Raw genomic sequence first — 18,507 nt, 5'->3', positions numbered from 1 at the left:
TACAGAGGCTTTTTTATTAGAAATAAATTTTCATTATGCTTTCGGAGTTACCTGAATATCACTTACGGTGTAAGTATCGCCGCCGGCTACATCTTCAACAGTTGATTTTAAACTTTCAGCAGATTGTTTGTTAGCGTCAAAAACAACAGTAGCTTTTTTCTCTTCAAAGTTTACTTTTGCTTCTTCTACACCTTCCAGACCGGAAAGTTTACTTTCAATTGTTTTAGCACAACCTATTTCGCAAGTCATACCGTCAATTGTAAAACTAGCTGTTTCAACTTTTGCCGGAACGTCATTTTGAGTTTCTGTTTTTGTAGTTTCGGCTACTTGAACTTTGGCAGATTCTTCGTTTTCTTTTTTACAGCTTGTTAAAGCTATAGCAGAAAGGATTATTAGGGAAAAAACTTTTATTTTTTTCATAACAAATTGAGGTTTAACATGAATTATTGACAAAAATACAAAATTTAAAACCGTATTTAAAAATAAAGTTAGAATTTTGAACCTTAAAAAAAAGGTATGGGAAAGAATAATTTAAAGTGGTATTTGTTAGGGTTCTTGGGGTGCGTATGGGGTAGCTCATTTATCCTGATGCAATTAGGTTTAAAAGGCGTAAATCCGATTCAACTAGGTTCGTTGCGGATCATTTTTGCAGGATTGTTTTTGTTAGTGATCGGTTTTAATCATTTAAAGAAAATACCATCCTATAAATGGAAATATATAGCCTTAACAGCTTTATGCGGAACGTTTGTTCCGGTTTTTCTGTTTGCTATGGCTTTGTCAAAAATTGACGGATCCATAAGTTCTATTTTAAACTCACTTACTCCGCTGAACACGCTTTTGGTAGGCTTGCTGTTCTTTAAAATTCCGGTAGAGAGAAGACAGTTTTTTGGTGTAGGTTTAGGTTTTCTAGGATGTGTTTTATTGGTATTATTCGGAAATAATCACGGAACAACAGAAAATTATTTATATGCCGTACTGATAGTTCTGGCTTCACTTTTTTATGGAACCAATGTAAATCTGATAAAGAAGTATCTTTCAGATTTGCATCCGTTGACCATTAGTGTGGGGAATTTTTCAATTATGATAATACCCGCTATTCTGGTATTGTATTTTTCAGATTTCTTTTTGATCGCAGATCAGCCGAAAGTACAGACTTCCTTGTTGTTTATCGGGATCTTGGGAATGGTAGGTACGGGGATTTCGAATATCATTTTCTTTAAGTTGATCCAGTTGTCTTCACCGGTTTTTGCTTCTTCCGTTACTTATATCATTCCGGTTGTGGCTATCTTTCTCGGAACATTTTTTATGAATGAAAGTTTGAACGTTCTTCAGATAATCGGAGCTGTAGTAGTGTTAATCGGAGTCTATTTCTCCAGTAGAAAATAAAAAAAGGGTTTCCGTTAGGAAACCCTTTTCTGTTTGTATAAAAAGTAAGTTTTATTCAAAATCCGAATCAGAAACCCCTTCATTGATCTTAACATCAGAAGTTGTGAATTCAAGATCCATTCCTACGCTTAAAGTCGTATTGTACGGAAACTTGATTCCTTTTACATCTACATAATTATCATAGTAAGTGAACTGAGTCATTTTTTGTCCCATTTGTTCTTTCTCTCTGGATTCAGCAACTTTTAATCCTGATTTTACGTCGTAGTAATATGTTGTTTCGCCTTTTTTGATAGCATAAGCATCTTTGTCTTTGATCGTTTCAATTCCGGCTAATTCAATATCAGGGTTGTTTAAAAGTTTTAACTCTTTGAAAGTTCCTGCAGATTCCTGCATTTGTTTCAAATCATCTCCTGTGATGTCCATTCTTTGTCCTTGGTTAATAGTGTAACCGTATTTAGGAGTCACAACGGTTTTTGAAACAGTCATTCCCATCATGCTGATCTCAGCAGAGAATTTATCCTGAGCTGATTTAGTAACCATATCAAGTTTTTGTCCTTGAATAGTAGCACCTGAAAAGCTCATAACACTTTTTACTTTTTTAAGAGCTTCTAAGCCACCGATAGCCTGAATGTGTTTCTCAATTACAGATTTTGCAGTTACGCCTGCAGGAATTGGTTTTTTTACAACAGGTTTGTCAGTAGGGTTACCATATTTGTCAAAATAGAAAATAGGTAATTTAGCGGATTTGCTTAAATCCTCAAGTCCCGGTAAAACATCTGCTGCTTTCCCAACGATGATTACTCTCGTATTGTCAGCTAAGAAATATTTTTTGGCAGCATTTAGAACATCCTCTGAAGTTACAGCGTTGATGTTTTGCATGTATTTTTCGTAGAAATCATCCGGTAAGTTCTGTGTTTCTTTGTTTAAAGCATAACGAGCGATAGTTGTAGGTTTCTCGATCTGCATTACAAAGTTACCGATGTACTTAGCTTTAGCGTTTTTCAGTTCTTCTTCAGAAACTAATTCTGTTCTGATTCTTTTTAATTCATTGAATATTTCAACAACAGCACTGTCAGTTACAGTATTACGTACTGAAGCACTTGATCTGAATTTATTGATATATTTTCCGGCTCCTATTGAAGAGTAAGAACCGTAAGTCCAACCGTGTTTTTCACGAAGGTTTAAGAATAAGCGACCTTCTCCGCCACCGCCTAAAATTTGGTTCGCAATTAAAACTGCAAAGTAGTCTTTGTCTGTCATTTTCAAATTAGAAAGATTTACTAATGAAATCTCAGACTGTACAGCGTTTGAAGCATCAACGAAGTTGATTTGGCTATATTGAACGTCTTTAGGGTCGTTGTAAGCAATTTGCGGAGCAATTGCTTTTTTCCATTTACCGAAAAGTTTTTCTACTTGTTTTTTTGTTTTCTTATAATCAATATCTCCTACGATCACTAAATAAGCATTTCCCGGAACGAAATATTCGTTGTAGTTCAATTTAACATCTGCTAAGGAAACATTTTTTAAAGTTTCTTCTGAAACGAATTCTCCTTTATAGTGTTTTTTACCGAAAGTCAATGCGTTTTCAACTCGACGAGCAATTGAAGGAACGCTTTTTTCGTCAGCTTTTAAGCCTTCGATCATTTTATCTTTTTGCTTGTCAAACTCTTCTTGAGTGAATACAGGGTTTAAAGCACCATCTGCCATTAACTCTAAAATTCTGGAAGAATAACGAGATAATCCGTTTGCAGAAGCTCCTTCTGACCAAAAGTTGATATTTGCTCCTAAGAAATCGATCTCTTCATTAAAAGCATCTTTAGAGATGTTTTCAGTGCCACTTCCTAACATGGAACCCAATAAGTCGGCAACTCCTTTTTTATCGCCCTGAGCATAAGGAGCATTGTCTAAAGTTAAGGTGTAAGAAACTCTGGGTAATTTATGATTTTCTACAATCAAAACTTTCAATCCGTTTTTCAAAGTGAACGTTTCAGGATTTTTAATATTAATTGTAGGAGCCGGGCCCGGTTTCGGCATGGATCTGTCTTGTGCTTGCATTGTTATTGTTAAAAATAAGCAGGTAGCAATATATACTATTTTCTTCATTGTCGTCTTAGTTTTGAGTTTTTTCCTTAGCAGGTACGTAATCTAAAACCATTCTTTGGTTAGGTTTTAGGTACTTGTTAGCTACTTCTTTGATTTCTTCTCTGGTAATAGAACGGAAAATGTCAATTTCTGTGTTGATCAGATTGATGTCTCCATATAGTAAATAGTAATTGGCTAAGTTGTTAGCAATTCCTTCCACACTTGCATTACTGTTTACATAGTCACTTTCAAATTTATTCTGAAGTTTTTCATAGTCTTTTTCAGAAATAAGTTCTGTTTGCAGTTTGGTTATTTCTTCATCTATACCTTTTAATAAGTCTTCTTCTGTAGTTTGTCCCATTGGTAAACTGTAGATAAAGTACATACCATAATCTTCCTGACTGTAGTTAAAAGCGCCGATTTGCAATGCTTTTTTCTGATCGTCAACTAACTTTTTGTATAGTTTTGAACTTTTTCCGTCAGAAAGGTAAGAAGAGATCATGTCTAAAACTCTGGCATCACGTGTTTTCATAGAGGGTGTTCTGTAGCAAGCCACATACATAGGAATCTGAATGTTCGGGTCTTCCCAGGTGGTTTTGAATGACTCAGTGATCGGAGCTTCTTCATAATGCTTGCGGGTTACAGGAGTCCCTTTTGGAATAGGACTGAAATATCGCGCAATCCATTCTTTTGCCTGAGCTGTATCAAATTGACCGGCAACTACTAAAACAGCGTTGTTAGGAATGTAGAATTTTTTGTTAAAAGCTTGGAATTCTTCTAAGGTCGCTGCGTCTAAATGTTCCATTTCTCCGATGGTTGTCCAACGGTACGGGTGAACTTTAAACATGTTTTGTTTTACGGCTTTAATAAGATTTCCGTAAGGTTGATTGTCAACACGAAGTCTTTTTTCTTCTTTTACTACCTCATTTTGCGTGTCAACACCAATTTGATTGATAACCGGATGCATCAAACGTTCCGATTCCATCCAAATGGCTAATTCTAAGTTGTTTGAAGGGAATACTTCATAGTAGTATGTTCTGTCGTCGGTAGTATTGGCATTATTTTGCCCTCCGTTGGCTGTAACAATCTTAAACCATTCTCCACGGTCGATGTTTTTAGTGCCTTCAAATAATAAGTGTTCAAAAAAGTGAGCGAATCCGGTTCTGTCCGGTTGTTCATCTTTAGCTCCTACGTGGTACATTACAGATGTAATGACTACCGGTGCTGAGTTGTCTTGGTGAAGCACAACGTGTAATCCATTGGCTAAATCATATTCTTCAAATGCTACCTTTTGAGCATTGGTAACACCTCCAAGTAGTAATGCAGTACTCAAAGCCATTAAAGATTTTTTCATAAATTATAATTTAATTAAAAAACGTTTTTAATAAGTTGCAATTTCTGATTTTTTGTTACAATAGAGGGCTGTTTTTTGTCTTTTTTAACAAAAAGTAGTCAAGGTGATTTTTTAAGTGTTGGAAATTAAAGAATTAGTTGTATATTTGCACACTTGAAATTTTAACTAAAAAAATTCATACTGTATGTACGCAATCGTAGAGATAGCAGGGCAACAATTTAAAGTAAGCAAAGACCAAAAAGTTTTTGTACATCGTTTAACAGGAGCTGAAGGAGATAAAGTTTCTTTCGATAAAGTTCTTTTGTTAGAGGATAATGGTACAGTAACTTTAGGCGCCCCAGCTATAGAAGGTGCTTCTGTGGAAGCCAAAGTTTTACAACATGTAAAAGGTGACAAAGTAATCGTTTTCAAAAAGAAAAGAAGAAAAGGTTACAAAAAGAAAAATGGTCACAGACAAGCATTGACTCAAATTATTATTGAAGGTATTGTAGCTTCAGGAGCTCCTAAAAAAGCTGCTGCGCCAAAAGCAAAAGCTACTGCTAAAAAAGGAGATGATTTGAAAAAAATTGAAGGTATCGGGCCTAAAGCTGCTGAGGTGTTAGTAGCTGCCGGAGTAGATACTTATGCTAAATTAGCTGGAACTTCTGCTGATAAAGTAAAAGAAATTTTAGATGTAGCTGAAGCTAAAGTACAACATTTAGATCCTACTACTTGGGCTCAACAAGCACAATTAGCTGCTGACGGGAAGTGGGATGAATTACAGAAATTACAAGATGAATTAAACGGTGGTAAAGCTGTTTAATTTGAGTATTAACTTTTAAAATCAAAACGTCATGGCTCATAAGAAAGGTGTCGGTAGTTCGAAGAACGGTAGAGAATCAGAATCGAAACGTTTAGGCGTTAAAATTTATGGTGGTCAAGCTGCTATCGCAGGGAACATCATCGTTAGACAAAGAGGTTCTAAACATAACCCAGGTGAAAACGTTTACATGGGTAAAGATCATACTTTACATGCTAAAGTTGACGGAATTGTTCAGTTTCAAAAGAAAAGAGATAACAAATCTTATGTTTCTGTAGTTCCGTTTGAAGCTTAATAAGTGTAAAAAACAGATAAAAAAAGGGTTGTGAAATTTCACAGCCCTTTTTTTATATTAATATGTGTTTATTTTATAAACTTAGAAATACTTCTGCTGGCAATTAAGGAGGCTAAGTAGCCTAATGTGGTAATAGTGATGATAACGATAGCTATGTTTTGTATTTCAAAAACAACAGGGTAAGCTAAGTTAGGGGTGATCATAATTAAGCTGAATTGTTGTTGTAAAATAACAAGCAAAATGCCTAAAAGTAGACCGATTATTCCTCCTGAAAAGGTCATTAACAGACCTTGGTATAAAAATATTCTGGAAAGTTCCTGTTTTAAACACCCTAAAGAGAGTAGTGTTTTTAAATTGTTCTTTTTGTCGATAATCATCATGATTAAGGCGCCGATCAGGTTAAAAAGAGCAATGATGATGACAAGGGTAAAAATAAGATATACGGCAATATTTTCGGAATTGAGCATTTTGTACAGCGCATCGTTTAATTGAGCTCTGTTTTTAATCTTGATCTGGTCTTTAAAAATTCTGTTTAATTCTGTAATTCCTTGATCTTCACTTATGCCTTCGTTGAGTTTGACTTCAATAAAACTAATCTGGTTCGGTTTGAAGAATAATAAATTTTGAGCCAGACTTAAATCGCAAAATACATATTTATTGTCAATGTCTTCACTAATACTGAAAATACCTGTCGGGGCTAGTTTTTTTATGGTAAAAGCATCTTCTATATTGTCAATAGCGCCTTTTCCGGCTTTTGGTGTGTAAACTTCTAAGGCATTGTTGAAATCAAAAAGCCCTAAGTTTAATTTTCTGCTTATCTCAGAACCGACAACCACTTCGTTCGATTGGGTTTCAAGCCAGTTACCGGCATAAAGATGTCGCTTGATGTCGGTTACCTTGCTGAAATTTGAGTCTACACCTTTTATATAAGCGACTTGTTCTTTTTCCTTGTAGTAAAAAAGTACGCGTTCTTCAATAGTTTTGCTGAAATCGGCAATGATGGTACTTTTTTGGAGTTCTTTTTCAATTTCCGGAGAAAGTGTTAAAACTTTGCCCTGAATAGGTTGTATACGTAAATCAGGATCTGTTGCATTGGTAAAGCTCAGGCTGAAATCGCGTAAGCCGCTAAAGACAGAAAGGACAACAAAAAGAGCCATGGAGCTGGCAATAATGCCTATAGAGGCAATAATGGTGATAAAGTTGATTGCTGAACTTTTACTGAAAGAAATGCTATACCGTTTAGCTATGTATAGAGAGAAATTCAAATTATGATTTTTTTCTTTTGGCTAATAGATCAGGGTTTTTAACCGGATTTTCTTCTCCGCTTAGTGCTTGATCTATCTTTTCTATGTAGTCTAAGCTGTCATCGATATAGAAAACTAAGTTCGGTACTTTTCGTAATTGGTTTTTAACACGTTGAGCTAAGTCATTTTTGATTAAGGGACTGTTTGATTTTATTGCTTTTAAGATTTCTGCTCCTTTTTCAGAAGGGAAAACGCTTAAGAAAATCTTAGCGATCGATAAATCAGAGGTGACATTTACTCTTGATACGGATATAATAAGATTGTGAATTCCGTTTTTTCTCACTTCACCTTGTAAAATATCAACCAAATCATTCTGTATGAGGTTGCCAATTTTTTTTTGTCTGTTTGTTTCCATACTGCAAAAATACATAAAAAGTAATTTAGTTTTTTAGTGCTGAAACTTTGTTTTACTTTTGTGAGTCAGGAATTCAAATTTGTTTTGGTATAATAGGTAAAAATAAATTATAAAAAAGATGAATAAAATAGAACATATAGGAATAGCGGTAAAAGACTTGAAAGAGTCTAATTTGATTTTTGAGAAGCTTTTCGGGCAGCCGGCTTATAAAGAAGAAGAAGTGGAAAGTGAAGGGGTGAAAACTTCTTTTTTTATGAATGGTCCTAATAAAATAGAATTATTGGAAGCAACCAGAGAAGATAGTCCTATTGCAAAATTTATAGAAAAAAAAGGAGAAGGAATTCATCATATTGCTTTTGATGTAACAGATATTGTAGCTGAAATTGAGCGTTTAAAAGCAGAAGGGTTTGTGGTTTTAAACGAACAACCTAAAAAGGGAGCGGATAATAAATGGGTAGCTTTTTTGCATCCAAAAACGACAAATGGAGTTCTAGTTGAACTTTGTCAGGAAATAAACTAAAATTTTCTTGCAACAAAAAGAAATTAGTATTAATATTGCAACCTCAAAACTGGTCCTATAGCTCAGTTGGTTAGAGCACCTGACTCATAATCAGGTGGTCCCTGGTTCGAGCCCAGGTGGGACCACCAGTAAAACAAAGCCTTCCAAGACAATTGGGAGGCTTTCTTTTTTTTAGGTAAAACATAGGTAAAACATATAATTTTAATTATTACTTTGCGGTATTAATTAAGTAAGTATGTTATCCAATTTTACAGATAATCCACTTCATATTTTTCATTTAATTTACTTTGAGGATTTCTTGAATATTCTCAAGCAAGATTACTATTCCGATAAAGTTTATTTAAAAGAAATTTTAGGCGTAGAGAATTTTGAAGAATACCCAAATGAAAAAGATTATATTCATTCATTTTTTCAAGAAATAAGGAAAAAGATAGTTAATAATGTTATTAAAGAAATTTCAAATTTAAATGAACTTGAAATTGAAAACTACATTAGTACTTTAATAAGCAAACTCAATAATTACAAATCAAATATTGACCGCATTAAAGATTACCAAGAAGATGTAAATTTTGAATTAGAAAATATCATTAAATACATTAAGATAAACTATAGCGATGTATTAGAGAATGTTGAAATTAAACATAATACATCTATTTACTTTAATTTAGGTTCTGATTTAACTCCTTTTAAATTTTTGGATGATTTATTATATAGTGATGGGTTTGAAAGATTAAGCCAATCATATGAATATAAAACAATCCATACTAAAGATTACAGGTATATTTTTCATAGGGATGAAAATATATTTTTTGAATCTTGGGTTCAGAAAAAAGACATGAGTTATCAAATGGATTTTCCAAAATATAGTAAAGTTGTAAGTGATTATTATTCTACTGCTGGTTTGGAAATAGTGTATAATAACTCTCAACAAACTGATTTTAAGAATTATTTAATTCAACAATTAGATACTTTGTTCAATTATTATTTAAAAGCAGAAGATTTAAAGCAACATCAATTTGAATTAATTTGCTATTCAGTAAATAGTATTGTATCAGTATTGTACTCAAAATACAAATCATTAGATATAAATCATAAATTATATAGAATTATTATTGAAGGCGATGACGTTAGTAAATCTGATTTTAAACCAAAAAGAAATTTAAGAATAGAACTTTTTATTGATTTATATATAAAGTCAGAAGAAATTGAAATGTTTGATTCAGAGGAATTATCAGAGGATGATTTTTTGAGTATTTTGGTTTATAAGGAAAGTGAGAATGATTTGAAATTGAAGTTTACAAAATCAAATCCTTTCATTGCTTACTACTTAAAATCAATTGAAGTATTTTTTGATAATTTGAATCCTCTTACAATTGAAAAAAGCCAAAAATTTTATAATAAACAAAATAAGCTTATCAAATCATCAGATTTATATACCGCATTATCAAGAGGGAATATTGAAAATACCAGATTGAAAAGTGATATAGATTTATTAATAAACGAACTTACTAAAAAATATTTAGAATAAGTGTCTTACACTTTACCTTACACTTTGCCTTACACCCTTATTACACTATAGAAATAAGGGTTTTTTTATGCGTTTTCTTTGCTTCATTATTAACAAGGAAAAGCAGCTTTTCCATAATTTTTTTTAAGATTATGGACTTATTCCAAAAACTAAATGAAATTGAAGCATTATTAAAGAGACAATATGCTTTAAGTAAAGAAATTTTAACACTTGAAGAGAGTGCAGATTATTTATGTCTATCAAAATCTGCGTTGTATAAAATGACCAGCAAAAAGGAAATTCCTTTTTATAATCCTGGAGGTAAAAAAATTTATTTCAAAAAGTCAGAACTTGATAATTGGGTTTTGAATAGCAAGTCAATTTCTACTGAAGAAATAGAAGATGAAATAAATTCATATTTAGGTCGAACTCAAAAATCAAGATTATGATTGACTTTGTAAGAGTTCACTATAATGATAAAAGCAAATTAGAGACTTTTATCAAAGACCCAAATAATTTTGAGAAGATGTTTTCTGTCTTAGAATATCATTCAGCAGAAGTATTATATCCTTATAAAGTTAATCTCGAAAATATTGAGGTTGTAGTTAATGAGAAAAGTGGATATGCAAAGAATTCAATTCACAAACTGAATAATTTGTTGATTGAGGGTAAAGAACACAATCATAACGATTTTACTTATTCTCAATTATGTTCTGTTATTGATTACTTAAGAGATAATGTTATTGAAATAACGAATAAAAAACTAACACAACTTGAATTCGGATTTAACTTAAGAATTCCTATTCCAGCTCAAGAATTAATTTCAAAAAGTGTATTAATGCACAATTTTGACAGACATTCTATGATAAATAAGTTTAAAGGAAAAGGTTACTTAATGAGTTTTGAACATTTCAATTATATCATAAAAATTTATGATAAAGCAAAACAATATAAACTTAGTAATGAGAATATTTTAAGATTTGAAATTAAGTTTTTAAGCTCAAAAGAATTTAACCCACTTGGTGTTTACAATTTAAATGATTTAAAAAATAAAGAAGTACTTGAAAACTTATTTGACTATTTACTAAAGAGATTTAATGAGCTATTAATTGTTGATGATTACTCTGAGGATTTAATATCTGAGAAAGATTATGAGAAGTTAAACATGTATTCGAGTTTCATTTTTTGGAATAAACTAAATGAGGCAAATAAAAGACAAGTTAAATCCAATCATAAGAAGAAGTACTTAGCTCTTTTAGAAAAGCACAATCTTCAGAAAGTAAAAAATCATTTGAGAATACAATTAACAGAAAAGTTCAATCAATTATTAAGCAAATAAAAATATTGACAAATTCCACACTTCCTATTGTTAGAATTTGTCAACTCAAAATATAAAATTATGGCAAGTATAAAAATATTATTAAGAGATAAATCAACAAATGAAGGACTTTATCCAGTCATATTGAGAATAACTAACAACAGAAAGTCAAAGATTATTTCATTAGGATTTAAGTGTAATATATCAGATTGGGATGAAATTAATATTCAATTTAAGAAGACATTTCCAAATCATACACAAAGTAATTTGTTGTTAGCTAAGATGAGAGAGAAAGCATTGAAGATTATCAATGACTTTGAATTAGAAGAGATTGATTTTAGTCTTGACCAATTTGAAGAAAAGTTTAGAGGTATTGAGCCAAACAAAATTACTGTGTTAGAATTTTGGAATGAAGTAATTTCAGATTTGAATAAGTCAGGAAAAGCTGGAAATGCAAAAGCATTAAGTGAAACAAAGAAATCCGTATTTAATTTTCATAAAAAAAACAACTTGATGTTTAAGGAGATTACACCAACTTTTTTGGAGAAGTACGAAGTTTATTTGAGAGAAAACAATAATTCAGATGGAGGGGTAGCTTTTAAAATGAGAGAATTACGTTCACTATATAATAGAGCAATCAAGAAAAATGTTATTGATGAAAAGTATTATCCTTTTAAGGTTTATAAAGTATCTAAGTTAAAAGTTGGAAATATTAAAAAAGCATTAACAAGAGAAGAGGTAAGATTGATAGAGAATTTTGATGAAACAAAATATCCAAATCTTGCAGAAGCTAAAAGAATTTTTCTCTTTTCTTATTACTGTAGAGGGATGAATTATTTTGATATTATGATGTTAAAATGGTCAAGTGTTTCAGGAGATAGAATAACCTATATTAGGTCAAAAACCAAAGGTAAGTTTAACATCAACATACTAAAACCTGTCAAAGAAATTTTAGATTTTTATAGAAATAGACCATCAACAACAGATTATGTTTTCCCAATATTATTAAGTAATAATTTAACTGCAACTCAGATTCAAAATAGAAAACACAAAAAGCTTAAAAAGTTTAATAGTGACTTGAAGAAAATTGCAGAAATAGTTGGAGTTGATAAACCTTTAAGTAGTTATGTTGCAAGACATAGTTATGCTACAAATTTGAAACAAATTGGTGTTTCAACTGATATAGTATCTCAATCTATGGGACATAAAAATGTTGCAATCACAACAGCATATTTAAAGGATTTTGAAGATGATGTTATTGATAAAGAAAACGAAAAATTACTTCAAGAGAGTTTAGTTAGTTATAATCAAAACAATTTACAACCTGCTGTATAGCAGGTTTTTTTATTTAATCAAATTACAAATATGCAATTAAGAAAATCAGAAAGAAGTAAAGCTAAAATCAAGATGGCTTTACAAGGACCAAGTGGTTCAGGAAAAACTATGAGTGCAATTTTAATTGCACAAGGATTGACAAATGGAAACCTTAATAAAGTTGCCATCATTGATACAGAAAATGGAAGTGCTGACTTATATGCTCACTTAGGAAAGTTCAATGTACTTACATTGGATAATCCACATTCACCTGAGAGGTATATTGAAGCAATTGAAGTTTGTGAAAAAGCAGGTATGGAAGTAATTATTTTAGATTCAATCTCACATTGCTGGGATTTTCTACTTGATTATCATTCTTCTCTTGCTGGTAATTCTTTTACTAATTGGAATAAAATCACACCAAGACAAAAAGCTTTTGTAGATAAGATACTTAATAGCAATTCTCATATTATAGCAACTATGAGAGTAAAACAAGATTATGTTTTATCTGAAAAGAATGGTAAAATGGTTCCTGAAAAGGTAGGATTAAAAGCAATTCAAAGAGATGAGATTAGCTACGAATTTACCATTGTGTTTGACATTGATAGTAAACATTTTGCTACTTCCAGTAAGGACAGAACTTTACTATTTGAAGGCAAACCACAATTTATCATTAATATTCAAACAGGTAAGAAAATCTTGAATTGGTGCAATAGTACCATGACTAAAGAGGAACTTAAAGTAAAAGTAATTGAATGTAATACTTTGAAAGAACTCACAGAACTCTATCAAAATAATCTTGATTTGGCTAAAACTATTGAGAAAGATTTCATTGATAAAAGAGATTTACTTCAGAACCTAATTAATAACGCAATTAAACCAACAAATGGAAATGGAACTACACACAATTGAAACTGATGTACAAATACCAGCAAAGCAAATAATTATTTCTTCTGCTGGTTTTCACAGAGAAGCACCAATTTTTAAAAAGACTTCTCCATTTATAGAGGCTAACACAGAAGAGGTTAGCCTTTCTAAATTAAAACAAGACTGCATTATTCCTGTTTTTACAAAGGATAACGAAATTACCATATCTCACCAAGAGTTTATTGATTCTGCTTTTGCTGGTATAAGTAAATTGTTCCCAAATGAAGTGATTGATACTCCTGAAATTAGAACAAGTCATTTAATCAGGGGTAGAACCCCTGATGCTTTACATGTTCCAGCAAAGGAATTATTGGAACATCAAAGAACAATGTATTATGAGAGAATGGCTTTTATTATTAGGATTCCTTCCATTACTGAAAATATTAATGGTAATGAATTAGCTTTAACCATAGGCGGAGTAAGAAGCTACAATTTGGAAAACCTTTACAACAAAAAGACTTTTGAAAAGTTCAAGTTTTTTATTGGCTTCCAAAATATGGTATGCTGTAATCTTTGTGTTTCTACTGATGGATTTAAAGATGAAATTAAAGCCACAAGTAGTCATGAACTTTCAGGTAAAATCATGGAAATAGTACAATCATATAACATACACCAGCAAATAAAGAATATGAATGATTTGGTTGATTATAAATTAACTGAAAAGCAGTTTGCTCAAATTATTGGCAAAAGTAGATTGTATAATTACTTACCAAAGAGTGAAAAAGCACTTTTACCTGAATTGCTTATGAATGACGGACATATTTCTACTATTGCAAAGGATTATTACAATGATGAAAGTTTTTGTAGAGAGAGCAATGGAGAAATCAATCTTTGGAATATGTACAACCTATTCACAGGAGCAAATAAAAGCTCTTACATTGATACTTTCCTTGATAGAGGAGTGAATGCCTTTTCATTTGTAAAAGGTATCTCAAATGCACTAAGTGATAGTAATTCTAACTATTCTTGGTTTTTGAGTTAAAGATGACAACCCCTAATTGGGGTTGTTTTTTTTAATATATAAAGTATAAAACTGCACCAAAGATTATTAATAAAATAATTTTTAAAACGAAAGCCTTACCCCCAATAAACTCAACTTTTTTATCTTTCAAATTAATTGTAAATGGGGTAAATAGTCCTAAAAATATATTTATCGTAAACAATAAAAGTATTTTATACCAAAAACCTTTTTCTATTAATGAATTTAAAAAATCATTCTTAAAAATTTTAAATGAGAATAATAATATTATAAGAGAAACGAAAAATGCAATTACGGTTATTATTTGTGAAGTTATTAATAGATATTTTTTTGAGTTGAATTTCTTGGTTTGAATTTCATCTTCGTTGTAAAAGACATAAGTACAATTAATATTTAAAATCTTATCTCCTATGATTGTAAATAGATTTCCAGGTATATTTTTAATTGCTGTATTGTTGTTTACCTTTTTATATCTTGTGGCTTTAAGTAAATGAATACGTTCAATTTTATTAATGTTTTCTGAACATAAATCATAATCTGCTAATAAACCTGAATACAATGAAGGCTTATCACTTTCTTCTGCAACCAAAACATCAACAAAAGTATATTTGACTTTAAGAGTGTTTTCTAAACTATGTTCAGAGTATTTTTTGAATTTAAAAATTTTACCACTGAAAATATAATGCCAATTATTTTTGAACCTTAAAAATTTAAAACGAGTATCCCAATTAAAAAGAATTATTATTTTACTTGTAAAAAAACCAATTGTTCCTGAAAACACATATAAACTTAAAATAAAAGGGAAGTAGTATTTATAGATGTCTTTAGTTGTACCCTTAAAATCTGTTGGGGTCACTTTTTCGCTATCAATTGAGATAAATTTTTTATCAAACTGTGTTAAAAAGTTGTCTAAATTAATTTCTAATTTGTCAAAACAATTTAACAAAGAGATAAACACTAAAATTGTTATTAAGCCAACAAAAGAAGAATAAATTAAATGAACAAATACATTTGTTGAGTGGTTAATTTGCTTGGAAAATTCACCATGATAAAAAAATCTTCTAACAATAAATCCAGGTATTAAAACATAGATAAATATTATTGTTATTGCATATATACCTAACGATACCAAATCTATTCAATAATAATTAGATTATGACCTGAATTTTCTATTTCTCTTGATTTGTTTATTTCCGTAATTATTTTTTCATATTCTTCTTCATTATCTTGATTAGCTAAATTAAGATTATTAGTAGAGATGGCAGATGTATTAGTTTCTCTATTGATATTTCTTAAATCACTTATCACGGGCAGAAATAATTCCTTCCAATCTAAATCTGAAAAAAAATTTGACATAATAATAAGTTTTGTTTGTTATACGAATATATAACATTAAAAGTTACAAAAGTATTTAATTAACCTTTATTTAAAATAATTATTTTTAAAATGTAGTTAACCTGTCTATATTTGGATATAAGGCATTGAATAAATAATCTATTGAATAATCAGTTTTTATTTCTTTACTATAAAATGAATATAATTTTTTTTGAAAAGTTTTTTTATGGTCTAATTTAATCAGATCATCAAATAACCCAAATTTCTTAAATGTCAACTCTATATATTCCCAATATTCAGGGTAGTGTTCAATGGCATTATTTGCAAAATTTATCCATTCATTAGGTTTATATTTATAACCAATTATTCTTTTTTGTTTTGCACTTTCAATAATGCAAATCTCTTTTTCAAAGTCAAATAAATATTGAATAAATATTGAATTTTCAAAATTGTTAGCTAAATAAGAAATTGTTATTAAGCTATCTGCTTTATGAGGTTCATTAGGAAAAGAATTTAAAATATATTTTTCATCCTGTTTTGTAAATTTATACCCTCTTTTAAGTGCCAACTTAAAAAAGTAAACGAAGTTCAAATTTTTACTGTTAAATATATAATCAAGTATGTTTTTTTCCTCTTTATCAGCAATTAGATTTATATTGTATTCAAGGTAGTTAGTCTCTAAAATAAATTTAATGAAGAAATCATTATAAGATGCATTTGAAATCCAATTTAAAAGTTTATCGTTTTTATCTAAATTAAATTTTAAATTAAATTCTAATAACTCATTTTCTTCAAAATTCATTAACTCATCGGTTACACTTTTATAAACAGCTATTTTATTGTCTTTAAGTCTTTTAATTTCATTGAGAACATTATTAATTTTCGATTCTAACCTTTTTTTGGTGTTTATTTCTTCCTCAATTTTCTGTTTTTCTTTCTGTAATTTTTCTTTTAATAACTTTTCAGCTTTGATTTTTTCTTGATTCTTTTTTTGAAGCTCAAGAATTACAGTTTTTTCATGTCCAAAATTGTAAAAATAAACTTCGTAATTGTCAGAATCAAATTTCAATTTATCAATTGGAATGTACACCTCATTCCATTTGTCCATGAATATGTTTTCATTTGATAAATAGGTAGATTTGTATTTACATGTCAAATTGAATTTTTCTTCTTCTTCATTAAGTTTAAAGAAATTTTGATGATTTGATAAATATTTGATATCCTTCTCAGTTTGACTTTGACCTAAAACATCAAAATTATCTAATATCCATATTAAGTAAATTCCTTTAGCTTTATAAAAATCATACCTACTTAAAATATATTTTTGAGATAAAGATGATAATTGAATTTCAAAAACAATTTCTTTATCATAATACTTGCAATAAACATCAGGTTTTCTTTTGTTTTTGCCTTCAAAAATAAACTTGTCATCTATACTAACATCTGAAATGCCTTCAATCTCAGAAATAGAAGCTCCAATTCTATTTTTTAAGTATTTGTGTCTATCTGATTCTTTTGATTTTAGACAATCAAAAAAATCTTTCTTTTCTTTTGGACTTAAATTTTCATCTTTTAGTATGCAAATATCATCTGTTGGATAATGTTTAAAATATACTCTATCATATACACTTAAAGGAACAGATAATTTGTTATTACATTCTAAACATATGGGTTTAATCTCTCCTCTATTGTATTTTTTTCTTGTTTCAAATCCAATTAGTCTATCATCATATAGTTCATCTGCATCAATAATTTCTCCAGTATTTTTATCAATAGCGAATTTTATAGCTCTTTCTGTTGCCATTTTACCATTTATTTTTAGAATTTAAAATAGATAGTTTTCTTAAAAATTCTTTTTCACCATCAGAATTATTTTTAATAGTTGGTCTGTCTATTAATTTCAAATCATTTAACCGATATTCCACACTAACTTTTGAAACATTAAAGTGTAGGGCTAATCTATCAATTATGTCTCTATGTGCAATTTTATTGCAATCTTGACTATCTAAAAAAATTCTTCCAGCTTTACTAATTCCCATATTTTTTTGGATTACATAGAGTACTGCTTTAAAACTTTTTTCAGGCATTAACAAACATGAGGCAAAACAATTTGCTTGCCATTCAACCCAGTTTTTAGGATTGTTTAACACATAATTTTGTTCAAAGAAATTAAAACAGGTGTCTTTAAAGTTATTGTATAATGTTTTATTTACTTTTAACTCTTTATGTAATACATAATGTCCTAATTCATGAGCTAAAACAAAAGGTTCTCTTGGTGTGTTTTTTATTGACTTATTCAATATTATTTCATTAATTTCTGAATTAAAGTAACCTAAAACATCATTTTTTTTATCATCTTTAATTTGAGAATATTTGAATTTTAAATTATCTTTTTGTTCAAGATGTTTAAGTAAATCAAATAAAGGTATTGCTAAACCATAATTTAAAATTTCTGGTCTAAATTCATTGATAAAATTTGATGCAATCTCATCAATTTGTTTTGCTGACAATCTTCTAAGTCCTTCTATATCGTCAGGTAATAAGGACTTTTGAATAGCATTGATTATTACTGAATCAAAATCCTCTGTTTGATTTTTTTGTTTCTCATTTTTGTAATGGATAATATTGTAATTTTCATCATCAACTTCAATTAGCATTATCCCATGAGAAGTTATCTCTTCTATTGCTCCACTTTGAAGTTTATTATTTGTTATGAAAACTCCTTTAATTGCATAGTCGTGAATTTCACTAATATATTTTGCAAATAATGCTACATCATCTACAGGGATAGTTGAGGAATATTTTTTACATTCTATTAAATAAAGTAAAGTAGGTTTATCAGCTTTTGCTGGTGTAACTTCAATTGATAAATCAAAAATTATATCTTTTTTTCTTCTTGAAGAATAATATCCTTTTTTTCTATATACTTTACAATTTTCAGGGATTAATCCTAAATCTTTATTGTTTAAAGCATTCTCAATAATTTTATATGATTTATCTTCAAAATCATTGCCTATTTTAACTGTATTCAT

19 protein-coding genes and 1 tRNA gene are annotated in these 18,507 nt (G+C 29.8%); 11 read left to right on the top strand and 9 right to left on the bottom strand.

Going from position 1 to position 18,507, the window contains the following annotated elements; all coding sequences use genetic code 11:
* Positions 1 to 33: 33 nt before the first annotated feature.
* Positions 34 to 420 carry a heavy-metal-associated domain-containing protein gene (locus tag NHF50_RS05310; protein ID WP_252775292.1) on the bottom strand — a complete coding sequence of 129 codons (387 nt, stop codon included), beginning with the start codon at positions 418 to 420 and terminating at the stop codon, positions 34 to 36.
* Between the two features lie 96 nt (positions 421 to 516).
* On the opposite strand from NHF50_RS05310, the gene NHF50_RS05305 reads away from it, so the two are divergent.
* Positions 517 to 1,386 (top strand): DMT family transporter, encoded by an 870-nt coding sequence (locus NHF50_RS05305; RefSeq protein ID WP_109568679.1) that lies wholly within the window; start codon positions 517 to 519, stop codon positions 1,384 to 1,386.
* Between the two features lie 51 nt (positions 1,387 to 1,437).
* Here the strand turns inward: NHF50_RS05305 and NHF50_RS05300 are convergent, their stop codons facing one another.
* Complete coding sequence (locus tag NHF50_RS05300; RefSeq protein WP_109568678.1) at positions 1,438 to 3,489, bottom strand: pitrilysin family protein; 2,052 nt, start codon at positions 3,487 to 3,489, stop codon at positions 1,438 to 1,440.
* A gap of 7 nt (positions 3,490 to 3,496) precedes the next feature.
* A complete protein-coding gene (locus NHF50_RS05295) occupies positions 3,497 to 4,822 on the bottom strand; it encodes a pitrilysin family protein (RefSeq protein ID WP_109568677.1) in 1,326 nt (441 codons plus the stop codon).
* Between the two features lie 184 nt (positions 4,823 to 5,006).
* Here NHF50_RS05295 and rplU point away from each other — a divergent pair, with 184 nt between their 5' ends.
* Positions 5,007 to 5,624, top strand: coding sequence for a 50S ribosomal protein L21 (rplU, locus tag NHF50_RS05290; RefSeq protein WP_252775291.1), 618 nt, complete (start codon positions 5,007 to 5,009; stop codon positions 5,622 to 5,624).
* Positions 5,625 to 5,655: 31 nt separating this feature from the next.
* Positions 5,656 to 5,916 (top strand): 50S ribosomal protein L27, encoded by a 261-nt coding sequence (rpmA, locus tag NHF50_RS05285; protein WP_109568675.1) that lies wholly within the window; start codon positions 5,656 to 5,658, stop codon positions 5,914 to 5,916.
* A gap of 68 nt (positions 5,917 to 5,984) precedes the next feature.
* Here rpmA and NHF50_RS05280 read toward each other — a convergent pair whose 3' ends face one another.
* Together NHF50_RS05280 and rbfA are read right to left on the bottom strand one after the other, a co-directional pair.
* Entirely contained in the window at positions 5,985 to 7,181 is a 1,197-nt protein-coding gene (locus NHF50_RS05280) for an ABC transporter permease (RefSeq protein ID WP_170108172.1), read from the bottom strand.
* Between the two features lies 1 nt (position 7,182).
* The gene (gene rbfA, locus NHF50_RS05275) at positions 7,183 to 7,575 is read right to left on the bottom strand and encodes a 30S ribosome-binding factor RbfA (RefSeq protein WP_109568674.1); all 393 of its coding nucleotides are present in this window, start codon (positions 7,573 to 7,575) and stop codon (positions 7,183 to 7,185) included.
* Positions 7,576 to 7,693: 118 nt separating this feature from the next.
* On the opposite strand from rbfA, the gene mce reads away from it, so the two are divergent.
* The 8 genes from mce (at position 7,694) to NHF50_RS05235 (ending at position 14,143) form a co-directional block, all read left to right on the top strand.
* On the top strand, positions 7,694 to 8,095 hold the full coding sequence (gene mce / locus NHF50_RS05270; protein WP_109568673.1) for a methylmalonyl-CoA epimerase: 402 nt from the start codon (positions 7,694 to 7,696) through the stop codon (positions 8,093 to 8,095).
* Between the two features lie 51 nt (positions 8,096 to 8,146).
* A tRNA-Ile gene (locus NHF50_RS05265) sits at positions 8,147 to 8,223 on the top strand.
* Positions 8,224 to 8,330: 107 nt separating this feature from the next.
* Positions 8,331 to 9,623 carry a hypothetical protein gene (locus NHF50_RS05260; RefSeq protein WP_252775290.1) on the top strand — a complete coding sequence of 431 codons (1,293 nt, stop codon included), beginning with the start codon at positions 8,331 to 8,333 and terminating at the stop codon, positions 9,621 to 9,623.
* Positions 9,624 to 9,754: 131 nt separating this feature from the next.
* Positions 9,755 to 10,051, top strand: coding sequence for an AlpA family transcriptional regulator (locus NHF50_RS05255; RefSeq protein ID WP_252775289.1), 297 nt, complete (start codon positions 9,755 to 9,757; stop codon positions 10,049 to 10,051).
* On the top strand, positions 10,048 to 10,941 hold the full coding sequence (locus NHF50_RS05250; RefSeq protein WP_252775288.1) for a hypothetical protein: 894 nt from the start codon (positions 10,048 to 10,050) through the stop codon (positions 10,939 to 10,941). The genes NHF50_RS05255 and NHF50_RS05250 overlap by 4 nt, the downstream gene beginning before the upstream one ends.
* 60 nt (positions 10,942 to 11,001) lie before the next feature.
* Positions 11,002 to 12,255 (top strand): site-specific integrase, encoded by a 1,254-nt coding sequence (locus tag NHF50_RS05245; RefSeq protein WP_252775287.1) that lies wholly within the window; start codon positions 11,002 to 11,004, stop codon positions 12,253 to 12,255.
* A gap of 30 nt (positions 12,256 to 12,285) precedes the next feature.
* On the top strand, positions 12,286 to 13,146 hold the full coding sequence (locus tag NHF50_RS05240; protein ID WP_252775286.1) for an AAA family ATPase: 861 nt from the start codon (positions 12,286 to 12,288) through the stop codon (positions 13,144 to 13,146).
* Positions 13,121 to 14,143, top strand: a complete 1,023-nt coding sequence (locus NHF50_RS05235) for a DUF3871 family protein (RefSeq protein ID WP_252775285.1) — start codon at positions 13,121 to 13,123, stop codon at positions 14,141 to 14,143. The genes NHF50_RS05240 and NHF50_RS05235 overlap by 26 nt, the downstream gene beginning before the upstream one ends.
* 31 nt (positions 14,144 to 14,174) lie before the next feature.
* On the opposite strand, the gene NHF50_RS05230 is transcribed toward NHF50_RS05235, so the two are convergent.
* The 4 genes from NHF50_RS05230 to NHF50_RS05215 all read right to left on the bottom strand — a co-directional run bounded on the left by NHF50_RS05230 (position 14,175) and on the right by NHF50_RS05215 (position 18,507).
* Positions 14,175 to 15,272: a hypothetical protein gene (locus tag NHF50_RS05230; RefSeq protein WP_252775284.1), complete on the bottom strand. Its 1,098-nt coding sequence runs from the start codon at positions 15,270 to 15,272 to the stop codon at positions 14,175 to 14,177.
* Between the two features lie 2 nt (positions 15,273 to 15,274).
* Positions 15,275 to 15,496 carry a hypothetical protein gene (locus NHF50_RS05225; RefSeq protein WP_252775283.1) on the bottom strand — a complete coding sequence of 74 codons (222 nt, stop codon included), beginning with the start codon at positions 15,494 to 15,496 and terminating at the stop codon, positions 15,275 to 15,277.
* A gap of 85 nt (positions 15,497 to 15,581) precedes the next feature.
* The gene (locus NHF50_RS05220) at positions 15,582 to 17,279 is read right to left on the bottom strand and encodes a DUF6035 family protein (protein ID WP_252775282.1); all 1,698 of its coding nucleotides are present in this window, start codon (positions 17,277 to 17,279) and stop codon (positions 15,582 to 15,584) included.
* A gap of 1 nt (position 17,280) precedes the next feature.
* Complete coding sequence (locus NHF50_RS05215; RefSeq protein ID WP_252775281.1) at positions 17,281 to 18,507, bottom strand: ImmA/IrrE family metallo-endopeptidase; 1,227 nt, start codon at positions 18,505 to 18,507, stop codon at positions 17,281 to 17,283.

Source organism: Flavobacterium sp. NRK F10 (genome assembly GCF_024054235.1).
Taxonomy (GTDB): domain Bacteria; phylum Bacteroidota; class Bacteroidia; order Flavobacteriales; family Flavobacteriaceae; genus Flavobacterium; species Flavobacterium sediminis.
This window is presented reverse-complemented; position numbering and strand designations above follow the sequence as displayed.